Source organism: Limnohabitans sp. Rim8, from assembly GCF_943326455.1.
Lineage (GTDB): Bacteria > Pseudomonadota > Gammaproteobacteria > Burkholderiales > Burkholderiaceae_C > Limnohabitans_A.
Genome location: NZ_CALPTI020000001.1, coordinates 239893 through 255447, shown reverse-complemented (window position 1 = coordinate 255447; position 15555 = coordinate 239893). Strand labels below are relative to the sequence as shown.

Here is a 15555-nt window from a genome sequence, read left to right as displayed (position 1 = left end):
ATGAACCCAAGGTGCGAACCAGGCAGCTTGCCCGAAGGGCTGTGGCTGGCCTATTACGGCGATGACTTCACCGGCTCCACCGATGTGCTTGAAGCCTTCACCGCCGCTGGCGTGCCCACAGTGCTGTTTTTGCAAGCCCCCCGCGCCGAAGATTTGGCCCGTTTTCCGGGCGTGCGCTGTGTCGGCGTAGCCGGGCAATCGCGGGGCAAAAGCCCTGCCTGGATGCGCGCCCACCTGCCTGCGGTGTTTGAAAGCCTCTCGGGCTTGGGCGCCCCAATCGTCCAATACAAGGTCTGCTCAACCTTCGATTCGTCGCCCGAAGTGGGCTCAATCGGCCAAGCCATTGACTTAGGGGTGCGCTGCACCCGCGCGCCCTGGTCGCCCATGGTGGTGGGCGCGCCCCGACTGCAGCGCTACCAGGTGTTTGGCCACTTGTTTGCCGCGGCCCAAGGTGAGGTCTGGCGCATCGACCGGCACCCGACCATGTCGCGCCACCCGGTCACCCCCATGCACGAGAGCGATTTGCGTTTGCACTTGGCCCAACAAACCCCACGCCGCACCGGGCTGATCAACCTGGCCCACATGGCGCAAGGCCAATCCGACGCGTTGTGGCAAAGCCTGCAGGGCGCAGACCAACCTGTGCTGATGCTCGATGTGGCCGATACCGCCACGCAACGTGAAGCCGGGCGGCTGGTCTGGGATCAACGCGGGCAGGGGGTCTTCAGTGCTTCGTCATCTGGCTTGCAATACGCCTTGGCCGAGTACTGGCGCAGCCGGGGCTGGTTGCCTGAATGGCCCGGCTTGCCCATCGCCCAAGCCCACGACTGCATTGGAGTGGTCAGTGGCAGTTGTTCGCCCATGAGCGCCGCCCAAATTGACTGGGCAGAAGCCCATGGCTTTTTGACCTTGCGCATGAGCGTGTCCCTGTGCCTCGACCCCGTGCATGCCGACGCAGAAATTGAACGGTTGGCCCAACAGGCCAGCCAAGCCGTTGGGCAAGGCGTGTCGCCTGTGATTTATTCGGCCCGGGGGCCAGACGACCCGGCGGTGCAAGGCTTTGACGCTGTGGCACAACGCTTGGGACTGGACAAAACGCAGGCCAGTGAACGCATCGGCATGGCCTTGGCAGAGGTCATGCGGCGCTTGTTGGACCGCACGCCTTTGCGCCGTGTGGTGGTGGCGGGAGGCGACAGCTCGGGTGCGGTGGCCAGCCACTTGGGTATTCAGGCGTTCACGGTGGCTGCAGGCATGGCACCCGGTGTGCCGCTGTGCCGGGCTTGGTCCGACGATGCGCGCCGCGATGGCCTGGAAATCGCCCTCAAAGGCGGGCAGCTGGGCCAGCCCTCTTTTTATGGTGATGTGCGTGCTGGCCGCGTCGCTTGAAGGGCCAAGGGATGACTGAACACATTCAGCGGCGCAAGCTCTACCAAGAGGTGTTGGACCGCCTGATGGCCCGCATCACGTCCGGCGAAATCGCACCAGGCGAGCCACTGCCCTCAGAACGCGAGCTCATGGCGTTTTATGGCGTAGGCCGCGTTGCAGTGCGCGAGGCCCTGCAAGAGTTGGCCCGCTCGGGCATTGTCGAAATCTCGCATGGCGAACGCGCCAAAGTGGTGGTGCCCACCGCCCAATTGCTGATTGCACAAATTGCCGAAGGTGCACGCCACTTACTGCGGATGCAGCCCGAGACCTTAGTGCACCTCAAAGAGGCGAGGCTGTTTCTGGAAGTCAGCATGGTGCGGCAAGCGGCAGAAAAAGCCACCCCACAGGATGTGCAGCGCCTGCGCGAGCGGCTGGCGGCACACCAAGACTCGCTCAACACCCTCGACCAGTTTCTGAAACGCGACATGGAGTTCCACCGCGAGATCGCCCGCATTGGTGGCAACCCGATTTACCCCGCCATCGTGGAAGCCTTGTTTGGCTGGGCCAGCGAGTACTACCACCACATCGTGCGGGCACCGGGGGCCGAGTCGCTCACTCTGGCAGAGCACCAACGCATCGTGGACGCCATTGCGCAAGGCGATGCGCAAGGCGCAGCCCAAGCCATGTCAGCCCACTTGACCCGCGCCAGCGACCTGTACCGCCAAGTGGGGCTTTGAAGCTTGACATTGAGAGCTGTGCAGCAGGTGACCGATGCTTTTCCCTACAGTGGCGTCATGAATCGTCCAGTTAAGACCATGCACACCCCAAAATCTGTCTTGTTTGTCCCCCACGGCTCGCCCATGTTTGCCCTGCACCCCGGTGCGGCTGGCGCCGCCATGAGCGCGCTGGTGCCGCAGTTGGGCAACCCCCGCGCCATCGTGGTGGTCAGTCCGCATTGGGAAACGGCCATAGCCACCGTGGGTTTTGCCACCCGACCCGAAACCATTCACGATTTTGGTGGTTTTGACCCACGGCTGTACGAGATGCAATACCCTGCGCCTGGCAGCCCCGATGTGGCCGCCCTGGTCATGGCCGCCCTGCAAGAGGCGGGCTTGCCCGCCGCACAAGACGCCCAGCGCGGCCTGGACCACGGGACCTGGATTCCGATGCGTCAGATGTTCCCAAGCGCCAACATCCCAATCGTGCCGCTGTCGGTACAAAGCCACTTGGGGCCTGCACACGCTTACCGGGTCGGCCAAGCGCTCGCTTCACTGGCTGAACACAATATCCTGATCGTGGGTTCGGGCAACATCACCCACAACCTGAGGGACTTGATGGCGATTCGCATGCACGGCGGTGGCACACCCGGCTATGTGCAGACCTTTGCCGACTGGGTTCACACCCATTTGGTGCAACGCGATGTGGCCGGTTTGCTGGACTACCGCCAGCAGCTTTCAGGTCAGCGCGCCCACCCCACAGACGAACACTTGTTGCCGCTGTTCACCGCTTGGGGCGCAGCAGGCGCTGATGCACAGCCTGGCGCTTTTTTCCGGGGCATCAGCGACCATGTGATCGCCATGGATGGCTACGTGTTTCACTGAGGCACACGGCCTGTCCTCAATCAGCCCACACAGACCCGGTCAACCAGGCGGCGCATGAAGCGCTCGCACCAGGCCAGTTGCTCCAGCGTGACCCATTCGTTGGGCTGGTGCGCTTGCGCGATGTGGCCGGGGCCACACACGATGGTGGGCACGCCGGCCTGGTGGAACAATGCCGCCTCCGTGCCAAACGACACTTTGCCCGCGCCGCTGGCAGGGTCCAATTCGGCACAGTCAAAACACAACTGCGCGATCTCGCTGTCGGCTGCGGTGGCAAAACCGGGCAGCACCGATTTGAGTTCATGCGTGATGCCGGTGTCGGGTGCAACCGCTTGCATGGCGGGCACCAGGCTCTCGCCAAAGGCTTTGGCCCGGGCAAACAACTCTTCGGGCGTGTTCATGTGGTGGTGACGGATTTCCCAAGTCACCTCGCATTGGCGCGGGATGATGTTGAGCGCCGTGCCACCGGCGATCACACCCGTGTGGATGGTGGTGTGCGGGACGTCGTAAATCGGGTCAAACGGGCCGTTTTGCACCAGCTCGCGGTGCATGCTTTTCAGATTGGCAACAAATTCGCAAGCGATCTCGACCGCGTTCACGCCCAGCGGCGTGAGCGAAGAATGCGCCTCAAAACCGTGCACCGTGGTTTTGTACGAATGCTTCCCCTTGTGCGCAATGACCACCTGCATGCCGGTAGGTTCGCCCACGATGCAGCCGGCAGGCTTGAAGCCCTGCGCCTGAATGCCGGCAATCATGCGACGCACACCGATGCAGCCCACTTCTTCGTCGTAGCTGAAAGCCAAGTGAATCGGACGCTTGAGTTTTCTTTTCAGCAGCTCGGGCACCATCATCAAACAGATGGCACCAAAGCTCTTCATGTCGGTCACGCCCCGGCCGTACATCTTGTCGCCTTGGATCACGACCTTGAAGGGGTCGGTGTCCCAAGGCTGGCCGTCCACAGGCACCACGTCGGTGTGACCCGAGAGCACCAAGCCGCCGATTTTGGTTTCGCCGTCGTGCGCAGGCAGCGTGGCCCAGAGGTTGGCCTTTTGGCCGCTGTCGTCGTAGGTACGGCTGCAGCTGATGCCCAAATCCTTCAAATAAGCTTCCGTCCAGTCCAGCAAAGCCAGGTTGCTGTCACGCGAGACGGTGGCAAAGGCGATCCATTTTTCGATCAGGGGCAATGCGGCCAGGTCTGCGGCTTGGACAGTGGCGGCTGGAGCCAGGGCGTTGGGCGAGATTGGGGCGTTCATGGGCGATTCCATCAAAAAAGCCCTTTGAGGGCGTTTTTGATCTTACAGGCCCAGTGACCACCAGGCGTCACCTTGCCGACACGTCGGCTTGCCTTGAGATCCTAAAGTGAGGCTCCTTTCTCACACATCTTTGGAGTCTCCATGGCCATCTATGAACTGCGGACCTACAACGCCATCGTCGGCAAAATGTCTGAACTCGTCGCCTTGTACAAAAACGAAGGCTGGCCCGTGCTGTCCAAGCACCCGCCCAAGCTGGTGGGTTATTTCACGGGCGATGTGGGCGCGTTGAACCAGTTGATCCACATCTGGAAGTTTGAGGACGATGCCGATCGCCGTGCCTTTTGGGCCGGGGTTTATGGCGACGCGGACTTCATGGCCTTTGCCGCCAAAATCCGTCCGCTGATTGCCGAGCAGCAAAACAAGCTCATGATGTCGGCACCCTGGGGTCCCCAGCCCTGAGCAGGGCGAGGCGTGGGTCACCTGCGCACAGGGCGACAAGCCAAAGTCAGTTGCCCAAGCGCTGGGCGCTGACTTTCACCACCGCGGGCTGAATCTCCAGCATGCCGTAAGGCGCCACCCACTCGCCCGCCATGGTGGCCCCTTGCACCCGGACTTGAACCGCCTGCAATTGCCCGTCTTCTTTGACAAAACTGAAGTGCAGGTCGGCACCGTCCATGCGGGCGCCCAACAAGGGCTGCACTTTGTCACCCCAGGCCAGCGTGCCGCCCACACGCTGGTGCCGCTGGGTCAAGGCCAACCGCACTGGTCCACGGCGGTCCAGTCCTTGCACCGACCACTGACCCGCCAGCTGGGCGGGTACTTTCCAGAAATACCCGGTGTTGCTGCCCACCCGGATCACCTGATCGGGCTCCCAATCGCCCATGCCAAAAGTGTTGGACACCACGCGCGTGCCTGGCCGCATGCCCAGCAAGGTGGGGCGAAGTTGTTCGTTCAACTCTTCCAGCAAATACAGCGTGACCACACTGGCTCTGGAAAAATCCTCTTTAAAGATGTCGCCCTGCACAATCCTCACCCGGCCAGCCAAACCGGCTTTTTCGGCATTGCGCTGCGCCAAAGCGGCGAGGTCTTTGTTGTACTCAATGCCCCAAGCACGCGCCCCAAATTGCCGTGCGGCCGCGATCGCGATCTTGCCGTCACCGGCACCCAAGTCCACCACCTCGTCATCGGGTGACACCTGCGCGGCGGTGAGCATTTGGGTCACCAGTTCGTCGCGCGTGGGCAGCCACATCACGTCTTTGCCCATTTGGCCCAGCTTGGGGGCGTAAGTTGAAACAGGAACACTGCTGCAAGCTGACAGCAGCAACAAGCCAAAAAGGCTGAACCAGCGGGCCAATAACTGCATCACGAAGGACCATCCCCAAAAACAGCGAGCATGCCACGTTTTGGGATGGGCCCGTGGCTCGCGCACAGTGGTTGCCCAACCCTTTCACTCACTTATTCAATGGTGATTTTTCGTTCTTTGACCACGCGACCCCAGAGGTTGATTTGTTGCTCAATGAATGTCCTGGCCTGCTCGGGGGAACTTTTTTGCAACTCGCCACCCAGCTGAGCCACGCGAGCTTTCACCTCAGGCGCATCCAACGCTTGTTGAAACGCAGCTGCCAGTTTTTTCATCACAGGTTCAGGTGTGTTGGCAGGGGCAAATACCGCATTCCATTCGTAAATTTCTGTGCCTTTCAGGCCAGACTCACCCAGAGTGGGTACATCGGGCAGGATGGGAGAACGTTTATCGGACGTCACGGCCAAGGCTTTCAATTTGCCAGATTGAACATGCTGCAAAGTGGACGCCAAATTGCCGAAGAAAAGTGGCACTTGTCCGCCGATCACATCGTTGAGTGCTGGGCCGCCACCCTTGTAAGGGACATGAATCATGTCCACTTTGGCAGCAGATTCAAACAATGCGCCCGCCAAATGTTGTGCCGAGCCATTGCCCGATGACGCATAGGACACGGCATCCTTACTTTTACGGGCAGCTGCCGTGAGTTCTGCCATGTTCTTCGCCGGGAAATTGGCGTTGACCAAGACCACATTCGGGAACAAGGCCACCACGCCTACAGGCTGAAAAGCTTTCAGACTGTCATAAGGCAGCTTGGGATACAGCGAAGGGTTGACGGAAAAAGAGGAGGCATCCAGCATCAAGGTGTACCCATCCGGGTTGGCTTTGGCAACAGCTGCTGCGCCAATTTGTCCGCTTGCGCCTGCCCTGTTTTCAACGACGACCGTCTGACCCAGTGCTTCACCCATTTTGGGCGCAATCAGTCTGGCCATGGCATCTGCGCCACCCCCTGGCGGGTAAGTCACCACCAAAGTGATCGGCTTGGTGGGGTAAGCCGTTTGTGCAAAACCAGATGTCACTGTTCCGCACAGAGCAGAGGTGACGAATGCAATACAGCCAATGGATTTGAGTCGAGAAGCACCAATCATGAAATATCTCCTAGGAAGTTGTTATTGCACCTGTGCGGTGTACTTGAAAGAAAACGCGTCGCCACGTGTGGTGCGCAGTTCGACACAGCGGCCCGCCATATCAAAAGCCTGACGCTCCACCAGAACGCAGGGGTGTGACGCAGCCAGTTTGAGACGCTTGGCTTGTCTGGCATTGAGTTGTGAAAAGCTCAGACTGTCTTGTGTTTTTTGAATCACAACCCCGCAGCGTTGCTGGTACATGGGGTAGAGCAAGTCGTCCCATGCACCGGTGTCGGAATCGGCCAAAGCGCCAAAGAGGGGCAGTGGCAAAACGATGGTTTCAAGCAAGCAGGGTTCAGACTCCAGGCTTCGAAGGCGTTCAATTTGGAGGACTTGAGCACCCTTGGCCATACCGAAGGCTTGAATTTCTTGCACGCTGGCACTGCGCAAACGACTGCCCAAAATTTGGGAATGAGGGGTCATGCTGGCAACACCGTCTGTGCCGCGAAATCTGAAAAATCGCATCATGGAGGCGCCATCAACACCCTTGGTCACAAAGGTGCCTTTGCCATGCCGTCGTTGCAACACGCCATCTTGAACCAGCAGTGACAAAGCTTGCCGGATGGTGCCCAATGCCACACCATAGCTTTGCGCCAAAGCCGATTCGGCAGGAATGACCTCACCCGGAACCCATTCACCTTGCAGGATTCGATCGCGCAAAGCAGTCGCTAAATTACCGTATCGACTTTGTCCAAGTGAATAGGTTTTTATGGGTGTTGTCATGAATTGATTCTAGACATCTAGAGGACTAGAATGTATCTCATGAATTCAGCCATGTCAAAAAATGCGGTCGATACCCATTTCCATGTTTTCAACGCAGGGGTTGCAGTTGAAGGCGCCCGATACGTTCCGCAATACAGCGCTTTGCTGGCCGATTGGACGCACCAGGCCCGAAATGTGGGGGTGACGCGCGGTGTTTGGGTGCAACCGAGCTTTCTGGGCACAGACAACCGTCTGATGATCGATGCTCTGAAGTCTCACCCCGACATGCTGCGCGGTATTGCTGTGGTGAACCCGGATGTGGACATCGAAACTTTAAAGACCCTGCACCGATCTGGCGTGCGGGGCATCCGCTTGAATTTGTCGGGCATCGCCCATGACATCCCAGAATGGACGCTGTCTGACAACATTTGGGAAGCCATCCACACACTGGGTTGGCATCTTGAGATCCACACCGATCAAGGGAAACTGCCCCAAGTGTTGCGCCAAATACCCTCTGACACACCCCTTGTGGTGGACCACATGGCCAAACCCTGGGAAGCCCACGCCTCTGACCCCACTTTGATGGCATTAAAAAAGCACGCCAGCCTTGCACCGGTCTACGTGAAATTGAGTGGCGCTTACCGATTGGGCGGCGTCCATCCAGAAGCTTTGTCTTCTCTTTTGTTGAGCGAACTGGGCGCTGGTGCATTGCTGTGGGGAAGCGACTGGCCCTGCACCAACCATGAGGAATTTGCGAATTTTGAAACACTCATCGCCCAAGCCCATGAGTGGATAGGTATCGAATCCTTTGAGCAGATCATGGTTCACAACCCAACCCGCGTTTATTGGGGTGGTGGCCAATCACAGCGTCATCAGCAGCCACCGCCGTGATCACCCTGATACCAAGCCCACTCAAAATTTGTATGATGACCTGATCAATTCAAATCAGGAATCAGATCCCATGCAACGTAGAACTTGGACCACGGTCGCTGCCGTTTGGCTGGCCGTCACGCCCTTTTTGGCCTCCACCGCTGTGGCCCAAGCTTGGCCCTCACGGCCTATCAAGCTGGTGGTGCCTTTTCCACCCGGCGGCCTGATCGACAACATGGCCCGCTTGGTGGCACCCAAACTGGCGCTGGAGCTGGGCCAGCCCATCGTCATTGACAACAAACCGGGTGCCGGTGGCAACCTAGGGGCGGCCGAGGCGGCGCGCGCAGCGGCCGATGGCTTCACCTTGCTCATGGCCTCGCCCCCGCTGACGATCAGCCCCGCGCTGTACAGCAAACTGCCCTACAAGCCTGAGCAAATTGCCCCGGTGGCCCTGCTGGGCCGCGTGCCCAATGTGCTCATGGTCAATCCAAGCGCAGGCATCAACACCTTGGCTGACCTCACGGCGCTGGCCAAATCCAAGCCGGGCCAGCTCAACTACGCATCCAACGGACAGGGCACCTCTTTGCACCTGAGCGCCGAACTGTACAAAAGCCAGTCGGGCGCGTTCGTCACGCACATCCCTTACCGGGGTGCAGCAGCGGGCCTGACGGGCCTGATGGCGGGCGAAGTGAACATGATGTTTGACAACCTGCCCTCGGCGCTGGGCCTGATCAACGGCGGCAAGCTCAAAGCCTTGGCCGTCACCACGCCCCAGCGCAGCAGCGCTTTGCCCGGCGTGCCCACCATGGAAGAAGCAGGCATGAAGGGCTACCAGGTGTTCGCTTGGTTTGGTGTCGCGGCGCCTGCAGGCTTGCCTGCCCCCGTGCTGCAAAAACTGGAACAAGCATTGGAACGCGTAGCCAGTCAGCCCGAGGTCAAAACCGCCATGCTCAAAGCTGGCGCCGAACCCGCGTGGGCCAATGCCCAAGGATTGGGCAACTTCATGCAGGCAGATGCAGCGCAATGGAAAAAAGTGGCCGCTTTTGCCAAGATCACTTTGGATTGAGCCTCGCGGTTTGCAAAATTTAAATTGCATCGATTGAAAATGGAGACGTGAGATGACAACAGTCGGTTTGATTGGTTTGGGGGCCATGGGCTCGGGCATGGCCGCTTCGTTGCGCCGCGCCGGGCACAGCGTGCAGGTGTTTGATGTGCGCCGCGAAGTGGCCGAGGCGTTCACGAACGCGGGCGGCACAGCGCACGACACGCTGGCCTCTTTGGGTGCGGCGTGTGATGTGGTCGTGTCGGTGGTGGTGAATGCCGCACAGACCGAAACCGTGTTGTTTGGCGATGGCACCGCCCCAGGTTGCGCCGCCAGCATGAAGCCCGGCAGCGTGTTCGTGATGTGCTCCACCGTCGACCCGAACTGGTCGGTGGCCTTGGAGGCACGGCTCGAAGCCATGGGTTTGCGCTATGTGGATGCGCCCATCTCAGGCGGTGCGGCCAAAGCCGCCAGTGGCCAGATGACCATGATGACCGCCGCCAAGCCCGAGGCCTATGCCCTGGCCGAGCCGTTCTTGAACGCCATGGCCGCCAAGGTTTACAAGCTGGGCGACAGCGCGGGCGCGGGCAGCAAGGTCAAGATCATCAACCAATTGTTGGCGGGCGTGCACATTGCCGCTGCGGCTGAGGCCATGGCGCTGGGCTTGCGCGAGGGCGTGGACGCCGCCGCTTTGTACGAGGTGATCACCCACAGCGCCGGCAACAGCTGGATGTTTGAAAACCGCATGGCCCATGTGCTGGCGGCCGACTACACGCCTCTGTCGGCGGTGGACATTTTTGTGAAGGATTTGGGGCTGGTGCTCGACATGGCGCGCGCCAGCAAGTTCCCACTGCCACTGTCCAGCACCGCGCACCAGATGTTCATGCAAGCCAGCACCGCAGGCTTTGCCAAAGAAGACGACAGCGCGGTCATCAAAATTTTCCCGGGCATTGAGTTGCCGAAGGGCAAAGCATGAGCAAACTGAAACTCGGATGCATTGCAGACGACTCTACCGGCGCGACCGATCTGGCCAACAACCTGGTCCGCTCGGGCATGCGGGTGGTGCAAACCATTGGCGTGCCCACAGCCCCTTTGGTGGCTGAGGTTGACGCGGTGGTGGTGGCGCTCAAGTCGCGGACCAACCCAGCTGCCGAGGCCATCGCGCAATCGCTGGAAGCCTTGAAGTGGTTGCAAGCCCAAGGTGCGCAGCAAATCTATTTCAAATACTGCTCCACCTTTGACAGCACGCCCGAAGGCAACATCGGCCCGGTGACCGAAGCACTGATGGACGCGCTGGGCACCGACTTCACCATCGCGACCCCGGCCTTTCCGGACAACGGCCGCACCGTATTCAAGGGTTACCTGTTCGCAGGCAACGTACTGCTCAACGAATCGGGCATGCAAAACCACCCGCTCACGCCCATGACGGACCCGAATTTGGTGCGCGTGATGCAGGCGCAAACGAAGCGCAAAGTGGGCCTGATCGACCACAAAACCGTGGGGCAAGGCGAAGCGGCCATCCGCGAACGCATGGCCGAGCTGCGTGCCGAAGGTGTGGGCGTGGCCGTCGTGGACGCGACCAGCAACGCCGACCTGCACCTGCTCGGGCCTGCCTTGAAAGGCATGCCGCTGGTCACTGCGGGTTCGGGCGTGGCCATTGGCCTGCCCGCCAACTTTGGCCTCAAGCCTTCGCTGCAAGCCAGCCAGTTACCTGCGGCATCAGGCCTACAAGCGGTGGTGTCGGGCAGCTGCTCGGTGGCCACCAACGCGCAAGTGGCGCACTTCAAAGCCACGGGGCGACCCGCCATGGCCATCGCCCCCGCCAGTCTGATGCATGGCCAAAGCGATGCCGTGGTGCAGCAGGTGCTGGCCTGGGCCACGCCGCTTTTGAAAGACGGCCCGGTGCTGGTGTACTCCACCGCCGAGCCCGATGCCGTCAAAGCCGTGCAGGCACAACTGGGCGTGGCAGAAGCTGGGGCTTTGGTCGAACACGCACTGGCCGCCGTGGCGCGTGGCCTGCTGGGTTTGGGCGTGCGTCAATTGGTGGTCGCCGGTGGCGAAACCTCGGGCGCTTGCGTGCAGGCACTGGGCATTGCGCAGCTGCAAATTGGCCCGCAGATCGACCCCGGCGTGCCGTGGTGCCATGCACCATCAGCCACTGGCGGGATTCACATCACCCTCAAGTCGGGCAACTTCGGCACCGAAGACTTTTTCAGCAAAGCTTTCGGCGCGCTGGCCTGAATGACCTGAACGGCCTGAGCGTGACCGCTCAGGCCGCTTCTTTGTAAAAGAAGCCGCCGTGCACACCACGCGGTGCCAGCGGTGCGACCGCCTTGCCAATGGCGCCGATGTGCTCTGGGGTGGTGCCGCAGCAGCCGCCCACGATGTTGACCAGGCCTTCGGCCGCAAACTCGTGCAGCAGGCGGCTGGTGACTTCGGGGGTTTCGTCAAAGCCGGTGTCGCTCATGGGGTTGGGCAAACCGGCGTTGGGGTAGCAACTGATGAAGGTATCGCCCGCGACCTTGTTCAGCTCTTGGATGTAGGGGCGCATCAACGTCGCACCCAAAGCGCAATTCAGGCCAATGGCCAAGGGCTGAGCATGGCGCACGCTGTGCCAGAAAGCGGTCACAGTCTGGCCACTCAAAATGCGGCCCGAAGCATCGGTCACGGTGCCGCTGATGATGAGGGGCAGGCGCTCGCCACTGGCGTCAAAAAATTCTTCAATGGCAAACAATGCGGCCTTGGCGTTGAGCGTGTCAAAAATCGTCTCGACCAGCAACACATCCGAGCCGCCTTCGACCAAGGCCTCGACCTGCTCGTAATAGGCAGCGCGCAGCTCTTCAAAGTTCACGTTCCGGGCACCGGCGTCATTCACGTCAGGGCTGATGCTGGCGGTCTTGGGCGTGGGGCCCAAAGCGCCCACCACAAAGCGGGGCTTGTCGGGGGTAGAAAACTTGTCGCAAGCAGCGCGGGCTAATTTTGCGGACTGCAGGTTCATCTCGCGGGTCAAGTGCTGCATGTCGTAGTCGGCCTGGGCGATCGTGGTCGCGCCAAAGGTGTTGGTTTCGATCAGGTCGGCCCCGGCAGCCAAATAGCCTTCATGGATGTCGCGTATCACATCGGGGCGGGTCAGGCTCAGCAACTCATTGTTGCCCTTGACGTCTTTGGGGAAGTCTTTGAAACGCTCGCCCCGGTAGTCGGCCTCAGACAGTTTGAAGCGCTGGATCATGGTGCCCATGGCCCCGTCCAAGATGGCGATGCGGTTTTGGAGGATCTCGGGCAGCGCTTGGGCGCGGGTGTAGGTCAGGGGGTTCATGCCCCTATTGTAAAAACCTCTGAACGTGCCCACTTTCAGCCGGGTAAAGCCTGAGCCTCAGGCGAGGCTTGTACCTCTTGGGTGGTGGCGCGTCGCAATTCACGGCGCTCACTCAAATCAAAGTAACGACCACGGTGCACGGTGGCAGTGTTGTCCCACATCACCAGGTCACCCACTTGCCATTGGTGGGAATAAACGAAGGCCCGCTGTGTGGCGTGCTCCAGCAAGTCCATGACCAACAATCGACTTTCGGCCAAGACCATGCCTTGGATTTCACGGATGTGAGCGCCGACAAACAGGATCTTTCTCCCTGTGCTTGGATCGGTTTGCACCAGGGGCCAGACCACTGGCGGGAACATGGCGATTTGTTCTGGTGTGTACTGTGTATCGCCCAGTATGAAGCGCGAATGCAGGGCCGAATGAACCGCGTTCAATCCGGACACCTGAGCTTTACGCCAGTCCGGTAGCGCGTCATAGGCCAGGCGCAAATCAGCAAACTCGGTCTCCCCCCCAAATGCGGGAACCACCGAAGCTGACAGCATGGAGTACTTGGCACGCGGCTTCTGAAAAGAGCTGTCGCTGTGCCACAACTGATTGGCCAAGTTGCTGACGATCTTGGTGTGCTCGCGAGCTGCTATTTCGCCATCGGGCGTGACGTTGGAAATATCGGCCAGCTCGTTGTATTTCAAGCGGTGCGCACCCGTCTTGATTTTGCGAAAACCCAGCTCCAGTGGGCCCATGGCCTGCGCGAATGCGATTTGCGCATCCTGACTCAAGTGCTGCGCCGGAAACACCAGAACACCGTGCTGGTCCATCGCGGACCGGATGTCATCTGCCAGGGCAGATGACACCTGCGCCAAATCGATTCCGGTGACACGCCCAGCAAAAGGTGAGAGTTTTTCAATGTGCATGCTGTGACCTGTCTATCTGCTGGTGGGCTGGGGGTCAATCCAGTTTGATGTTCGCACTCTTGACCAGCTTGGTCCAGCGCTCGATGTCTTCCTTGATGGTCACATCGAACTGCTCAGGTGTGATGGGATTGGGCTCCAAACCCAAAGAGGCCATTTTTTCAATCACTTCGGGCTTTTTCAAGACGGTGATCAAATCGGCATAGATTTTTTGGACCACGTTGCGCGGCGTGCCACTGGCCACCACCATGCCAAACATACTTTGCACATTGAAGCCCGGATAAAGCTCGGCCACTGTGGGAATTTCGGGGGCCAAGGGTGAACGGCGCGGCCCTGTCACTGCGATCGGTTTGAGCCTGCCCGACTTAACATGCGGCAAGCTGGAGAACAAGGGATCCACCAAAAAGTCGATGCGCCCGGAAAAAACCTCCGGGTAAGCCGGGCCACTGCCTTTGAAGGGGGCATGCAACAACTCGATTCCCGCGCGTTGCTTGAGCAACTCCATCGCAAAGTGCATGGAGCTGCCACTGCCCGGGCTTGCATAAGCGAACTTGGTCGGGTTTTTCTTGACCAGCTCCATCACATCCTTGAGGTTGTTGGCCGCATAAGCGGGCGTGGCTGAAATGAGGACATTGGACGTTCCCAAAATGGTGATGCCTGAGAGATCTTTGACGGTGTCAAACGGCAATTGACGCAAAGCCGGATTGATCACATGCGGGGTGGCCACCAAACACAGCGTGTGCCCATCGGGCGTCGCCTTGGCTGCGAAGTCAGTGCCCAAGGCGGTGCCAGCGCCTGGTTTGTACTCCACAATGACGGACTGGCCCCACACAGACTGCAGGTGCTGTTGCAGCGAGCGTGCCAGGATATCAATGGCGCCACCCGGCGCGTTGGGCACGATCAAGGTCACGGGCTTGCTGGGAAAGCTGGGCTGCGCAAACACTTGCGGCGCGACAGCCGTTGCCGCTGCAGCCGTCACACTCAAACCAAAAGAACGACGAGAAATAGGGTGTGTCATGGGGTCTCCTGATGTGCAAGGGGATTAAGGTCAATCAATCTTGGCGCCAGTGGCTTGGACCACAGGCGCCCATTTCTTCATTTCTTCAAGAATGTAGGCGTTGTATTCCTCAGGGGTAGAGGCGATTGCCTCTTGGCCGATGGATCGAATGCGCTCGGCCACCTCGGGCTGCTGCATCACACTGGCAAAGTCTTGGCGTATTTGCCTGACCAAGGCCGGGGGCGTGCCCGCGCGCGCGACCAGACCAAAGACACCCGAAAAGTCATACCCTGGCACCAGCTTGCCAAAAGCCGGGATGTTGGGCGTCAAATCTGCGGGCTTGGTGCTGAGCGTGCCGATCAGTTTGAGCTTGCCCGATTGCACGTGCTGCAACGTGCTGTGCAGGACGGGATCAATCATCAGTTTGATGTGACCACCCAAAACATCATTGATGGCTTGCGCACTGCCCTTGTAGGCGACGTACTCCATGGGAGATTTGGTCATCATGTTGAGCAGGCTCATGCCCAAATACGACTGGGTGGTGGCTGCGGCGTAGGCCAATGGCGGTTTTTGCTTGGCCAGTTCGATCAATTCTGCCGGCGTGTTGGCAGGCAAGGAAGGATGTGCATAAATGCCCATGTGAAACCGGGTCAGCATCATCACACCCGTCAAGTCCTTGAGCGTGTCGTATGGCAATTTGGCACCCAACAAGGGGTTGGTCACATGCGATCCGGTGACGATGCCCACCACATGACCGTCGGGCGCAGATTTGGCCACCACATCGGTCCCGATGGCCGTGTTGGCTCCGGGCTTGTTGTCCACGATGACCGGCTGCTTCCACTTGTCGCTGAGCTTTTCGGCCATCAGGCGAGCCAAGGCATCTGTGGCACCGCCTGGCGGAAAGGGCACCACCAGACGCACGGTTTTGGAGGGGAAATCGGCACCCATCGCAGGACCCCAACTCAAGCAACTACCCATCAACACCAACGGTGCAAAACGAAGAAATAAACGCATGCAAAAACT

Annotated in this window: 16 protein-coding genes; 8 read left to right on the top strand and 8 right to left on the bottom strand. The window is 59.7% G+C overall.

Annotated elements, in window-relative coordinates:
* The 3 genes from oiaK to Q1M54_RS01210 all read left to right on the top strand — a co-directional run bounded on the left by oiaK (position 1) and on the right by Q1M54_RS01210 (position 2963).
* Complete coding sequence (oiaK, locus tag Q1M54_RS01220) at positions 1-1383, top strand: 3-oxo-isoapionate kinase OiaK (protein ID WP_300552745.1); 1383 nt, start codon at positions 1-3, stop codon at positions 1381-1383.
* An 11-nt stretch (positions 1384-1394) separates the two neighbouring features.
* Positions 1395-2099, top strand: a complete 705-nt coding sequence (locus Q1M54_RS01215) for a transcriptional regulator NanR (RefSeq protein ID WP_300552742.1) — start codon at positions 1395-1397, stop codon at positions 2097-2099.
* A 78-nt stretch (positions 2100-2177) separates the two neighbouring features.
* Positions 2178-2963, top strand: coding sequence for a class III extradiol ring-cleavage dioxygenase (locus Q1M54_RS01210; RefSeq protein WP_300552740.1), 786 nt, complete (start codon positions 2178-2180; stop codon positions 2961-2963).
* A gap of 20 nt (positions 2964-2983) precedes the next feature.
* Here the strand turns inward: Q1M54_RS01210 and argE are convergent, their stop codons facing one another.
* Positions 2984-4213: an acetylornithine deacetylase gene (gene argE / locus Q1M54_RS01205; protein ID WP_300552737.1), complete on the bottom strand. Its 1230-nt coding sequence runs from the start codon at positions 4211-4213 to the stop codon at positions 2984-2986.
* A gap of 141 nt (positions 4214-4354) precedes the next feature.
* Here argE and Q1M54_RS01200 point away from each other — a divergent pair, with 141 nt between their 5' ends.
* The gene (locus Q1M54_RS01200) at positions 4355-4672 is read left to right on the top strand and encodes an NIPSNAP family protein (RefSeq protein WP_300552734.1); all 318 of its coding nucleotides are present in this window, start codon (positions 4355-4357) and stop codon (positions 4670-4672) included.
* A 46-nt stretch (positions 4673-4718) separates the two neighbouring features.
* On the opposite strand, the gene Q1M54_RS01195 is transcribed toward Q1M54_RS01200, so the two are convergent.
* The 3 genes from Q1M54_RS01195 to Q1M54_RS01185 all read right to left on the bottom strand — a co-directional run bounded on the left by Q1M54_RS01195 (position 4719) and on the right by Q1M54_RS01185 (position 7420).
* Complete coding sequence (locus Q1M54_RS01195; protein ID WP_300552731.1) at positions 4719-5576, bottom strand: methyltransferase domain-containing protein; 858 nt, start codon at positions 5574-5576, stop codon at positions 4719-4721.
* Between the two features lie 92 nt (positions 5577-5668).
* Positions 5669-6658: a tripartite tricarboxylate transporter substrate binding protein gene (locus tag Q1M54_RS01190; protein WP_300552728.1), complete on the bottom strand. Its 990-nt coding sequence runs from the start codon at positions 6656-6658 to the stop codon at positions 5669-5671.
* Positions 6659-6679: 21 nt separating this feature from the next.
* Positions 6680-7420, bottom strand: coding sequence for a GntR family transcriptional regulator (locus tag Q1M54_RS01185; RefSeq protein ID WP_300552725.1), 741 nt, complete (start codon positions 7418-7420; stop codon positions 6680-6682).
* Positions 7421-7471: 51 nt separating this feature from the next.
* Between Q1M54_RS01185 and Q1M54_RS01180 the strand changes: the two genes are divergently transcribed.
* From Q1M54_RS01180 to otnK, 4 genes are all read left to right on the top strand, one after another.
* Entirely contained in the window at positions 7472-8290 is an 819-nt protein-coding gene (locus Q1M54_RS01180; RefSeq protein WP_300552723.1) for an amidohydrolase family protein, read from the top strand.
* 70 nt (positions 8291-8360) lie between these two features.
* Positions 8361-9335 carry a tripartite tricarboxylate transporter substrate binding protein gene (locus tag Q1M54_RS01175; RefSeq protein ID WP_300552720.1) on the top strand — a complete coding sequence of 325 codons (975 nt, stop codon included), beginning with the start codon at positions 8361-8363 and terminating at the stop codon, positions 9333-9335.
* 52 nt (positions 9336-9387) lie between these two features.
* Positions 9388-10287 carry an L-threonate dehydrogenase gene (gene ltnD, locus Q1M54_RS01170; protein ID WP_300552718.1) on the top strand — a complete coding sequence of 300 codons (900 nt, stop codon included), beginning with the start codon at positions 9388-9390 and terminating at the stop codon, positions 10285-10287.
* Positions 10284-11552 carry a 3-oxo-tetronate kinase gene (gene otnK, locus Q1M54_RS01165; protein ID WP_300552716.1) on the top strand — a complete coding sequence of 423 codons (1269 nt, stop codon included), beginning with the start codon at positions 10284-10286 and terminating at the stop codon, positions 11550-11552. Before ltnD ends, otnK begins: the two co-directional genes overlap by 4 nt.
* A 28-nt stretch (positions 11553-11580) precedes the next feature.
* Here otnK and Q1M54_RS01160 read toward each other — a convergent pair whose 3' ends face one another.
* Genes Q1M54_RS01160 through Q1M54_RS01145 form a run of 4 tightly spaced genes read right to left on the bottom strand, consistent with a single transcriptional unit; the run spans position 11581 to position 15546 of the window.
* Positions 11581-12627, bottom strand: a complete 1047-nt coding sequence (locus Q1M54_RS01160) for a homocysteine S-methyltransferase family protein (protein ID WP_300552713.1) — start codon at positions 12625-12627, stop codon at positions 11581-11583.
* A gap of 35 nt (positions 12628-12662) precedes the next feature.
* Positions 12663-13538 carry a TauD/TfdA family dioxygenase gene (locus Q1M54_RS01155; protein ID WP_300552710.1) on the bottom strand — a complete coding sequence of 292 codons (876 nt, stop codon included), beginning with the start codon at positions 13536-13538 and terminating at the stop codon, positions 12663-12665.
* 34 nt (positions 13539-13572) lie between these two features.
* Entirely contained in the window at positions 13573-14553 is a 981-nt protein-coding gene (locus tag Q1M54_RS01150) for a tripartite tricarboxylate transporter substrate binding protein (protein ID WP_300552708.1), read from the bottom strand.
* Positions 14554-14583: 30 nt separating this feature from the next.
* On the bottom strand, positions 14584-15546 hold the full coding sequence (locus Q1M54_RS01145) for a tripartite tricarboxylate transporter substrate-binding protein (protein ID WP_300552705.1): 963 nt from the start codon (positions 15544-15546) through the stop codon (positions 14584-14586).
* Positions 15547-15555 lie beyond the last annotated feature (9 nt).

What these genes read in the sequence shown, in the direction of transcription:
- otnK (WP_300552716.1), top strand. Translation starts at nt 10,284, where the DNA reads ATGAGCAAACTGAAACTCGGATGCATTGCAGACGACTCTACCGGCGCG.
- Q1M54_RS01150 (WP_300552708.1), bottom strand. Translation starts at nt 14,553, where the DNA reads ATGACACACCCTATTTCTCGTCGTTCTTTTGGTTTGAGTGTGACGGCT.
- Q1M54_RS01195 (WP_300552731.1), bottom strand. Translation starts at nt 5,576, where the DNA reads ATGCAGTTATTGGCCCGCTGGTTCAGCCTTTTTGGCTTGTTGCTGCTG.
- Q1M54_RS01175 (WP_300552720.1), top strand. Translation starts at nt 8,361, where the DNA reads ATGCAACGTAGAACTTGGACCACGGTCGCTGCCGTTTGGCTGGCCGTC.
- Q1M54_RS01200 (WP_300552734.1), top strand. Translation starts at nt 4,355, where the DNA reads ATGGCCATCTATGAACTGCGGACCTACAACGCCATCGTCGGCAAAATG.
- Q1M54_RS01215 (WP_300552742.1), top strand. Translation starts at nt 1,395, where the DNA reads ATGACTGAACACATTCAGCGGCGCAAGCTCTACCAAGAGGTGTTGGAC.
- ltnD (WP_300552718.1), top strand. Translation starts at nt 9,388, where the DNA reads ATGACAACAGTCGGTTTGATTGGTTTGGGGGCCATGGGCTCGGGCATG.
- Q1M54_RS01185 (WP_300552725.1), bottom strand. Translation starts at nt 7,420, where the DNA reads ATGACAACACCCATAAAAACCTATTCACTTGGACAAAGTCGATACGGT.
- Q1M54_RS01190 (WP_300552728.1), bottom strand. Translation starts at nt 6,658, where the DNA reads ATGATTGGTGCTTCTCGACTCAAATCCATTGGCTGTATTGCATTCGTC.
- argE (WP_300552737.1), bottom strand. Translation starts at nt 4,213, where the DNA reads ATGAACGCCCCAATCTCGCCCAACGCCCTGGCTCCAGCCGCCACTGTC.
- Q1M54_RS01210 (WP_300552740.1), top strand. Translation starts at nt 2,178, where the DNA reads ATGCACACCCCAAAATCTGTCTTGTTTGTCCCCCACGGCTCGCCCATG.
- Q1M54_RS01155 (WP_300552710.1), bottom strand. Translation starts at nt 13,538, where the DNA reads ATGCACATTGAAAAACTCTCACCTTTTGCTGGGCGTGTCACCGGAATC.
- oiaK (WP_300552745.1), top strand. Translation starts at nt 1, where the DNA reads ATGAACCCAAGGTGCGAACCAGGCAGCTTGCCCGAAGGGCTGTGGCTG.
- Q1M54_RS01180 (WP_300552723.1), top strand. Translation starts at nt 7,472, where the DNA reads ATGTCAAAAAATGCGGTCGATACCCATTTCCATGTTTTCAACGCAGGG.
- Q1M54_RS01145 (WP_300552705.1), bottom strand. Translation starts at nt 15,546, where the DNA reads ATGCGTTTATTTCTTCGTTTTGCACCGTTGGTGTTGATGGGTAGTTGC.
- Q1M54_RS01160 (WP_300552713.1), bottom strand. Translation starts at nt 12,627, where the DNA reads ATGAACCCCCTGACCTACACCCGCGCCCAAGCGCTGCCCGAGATCCTC.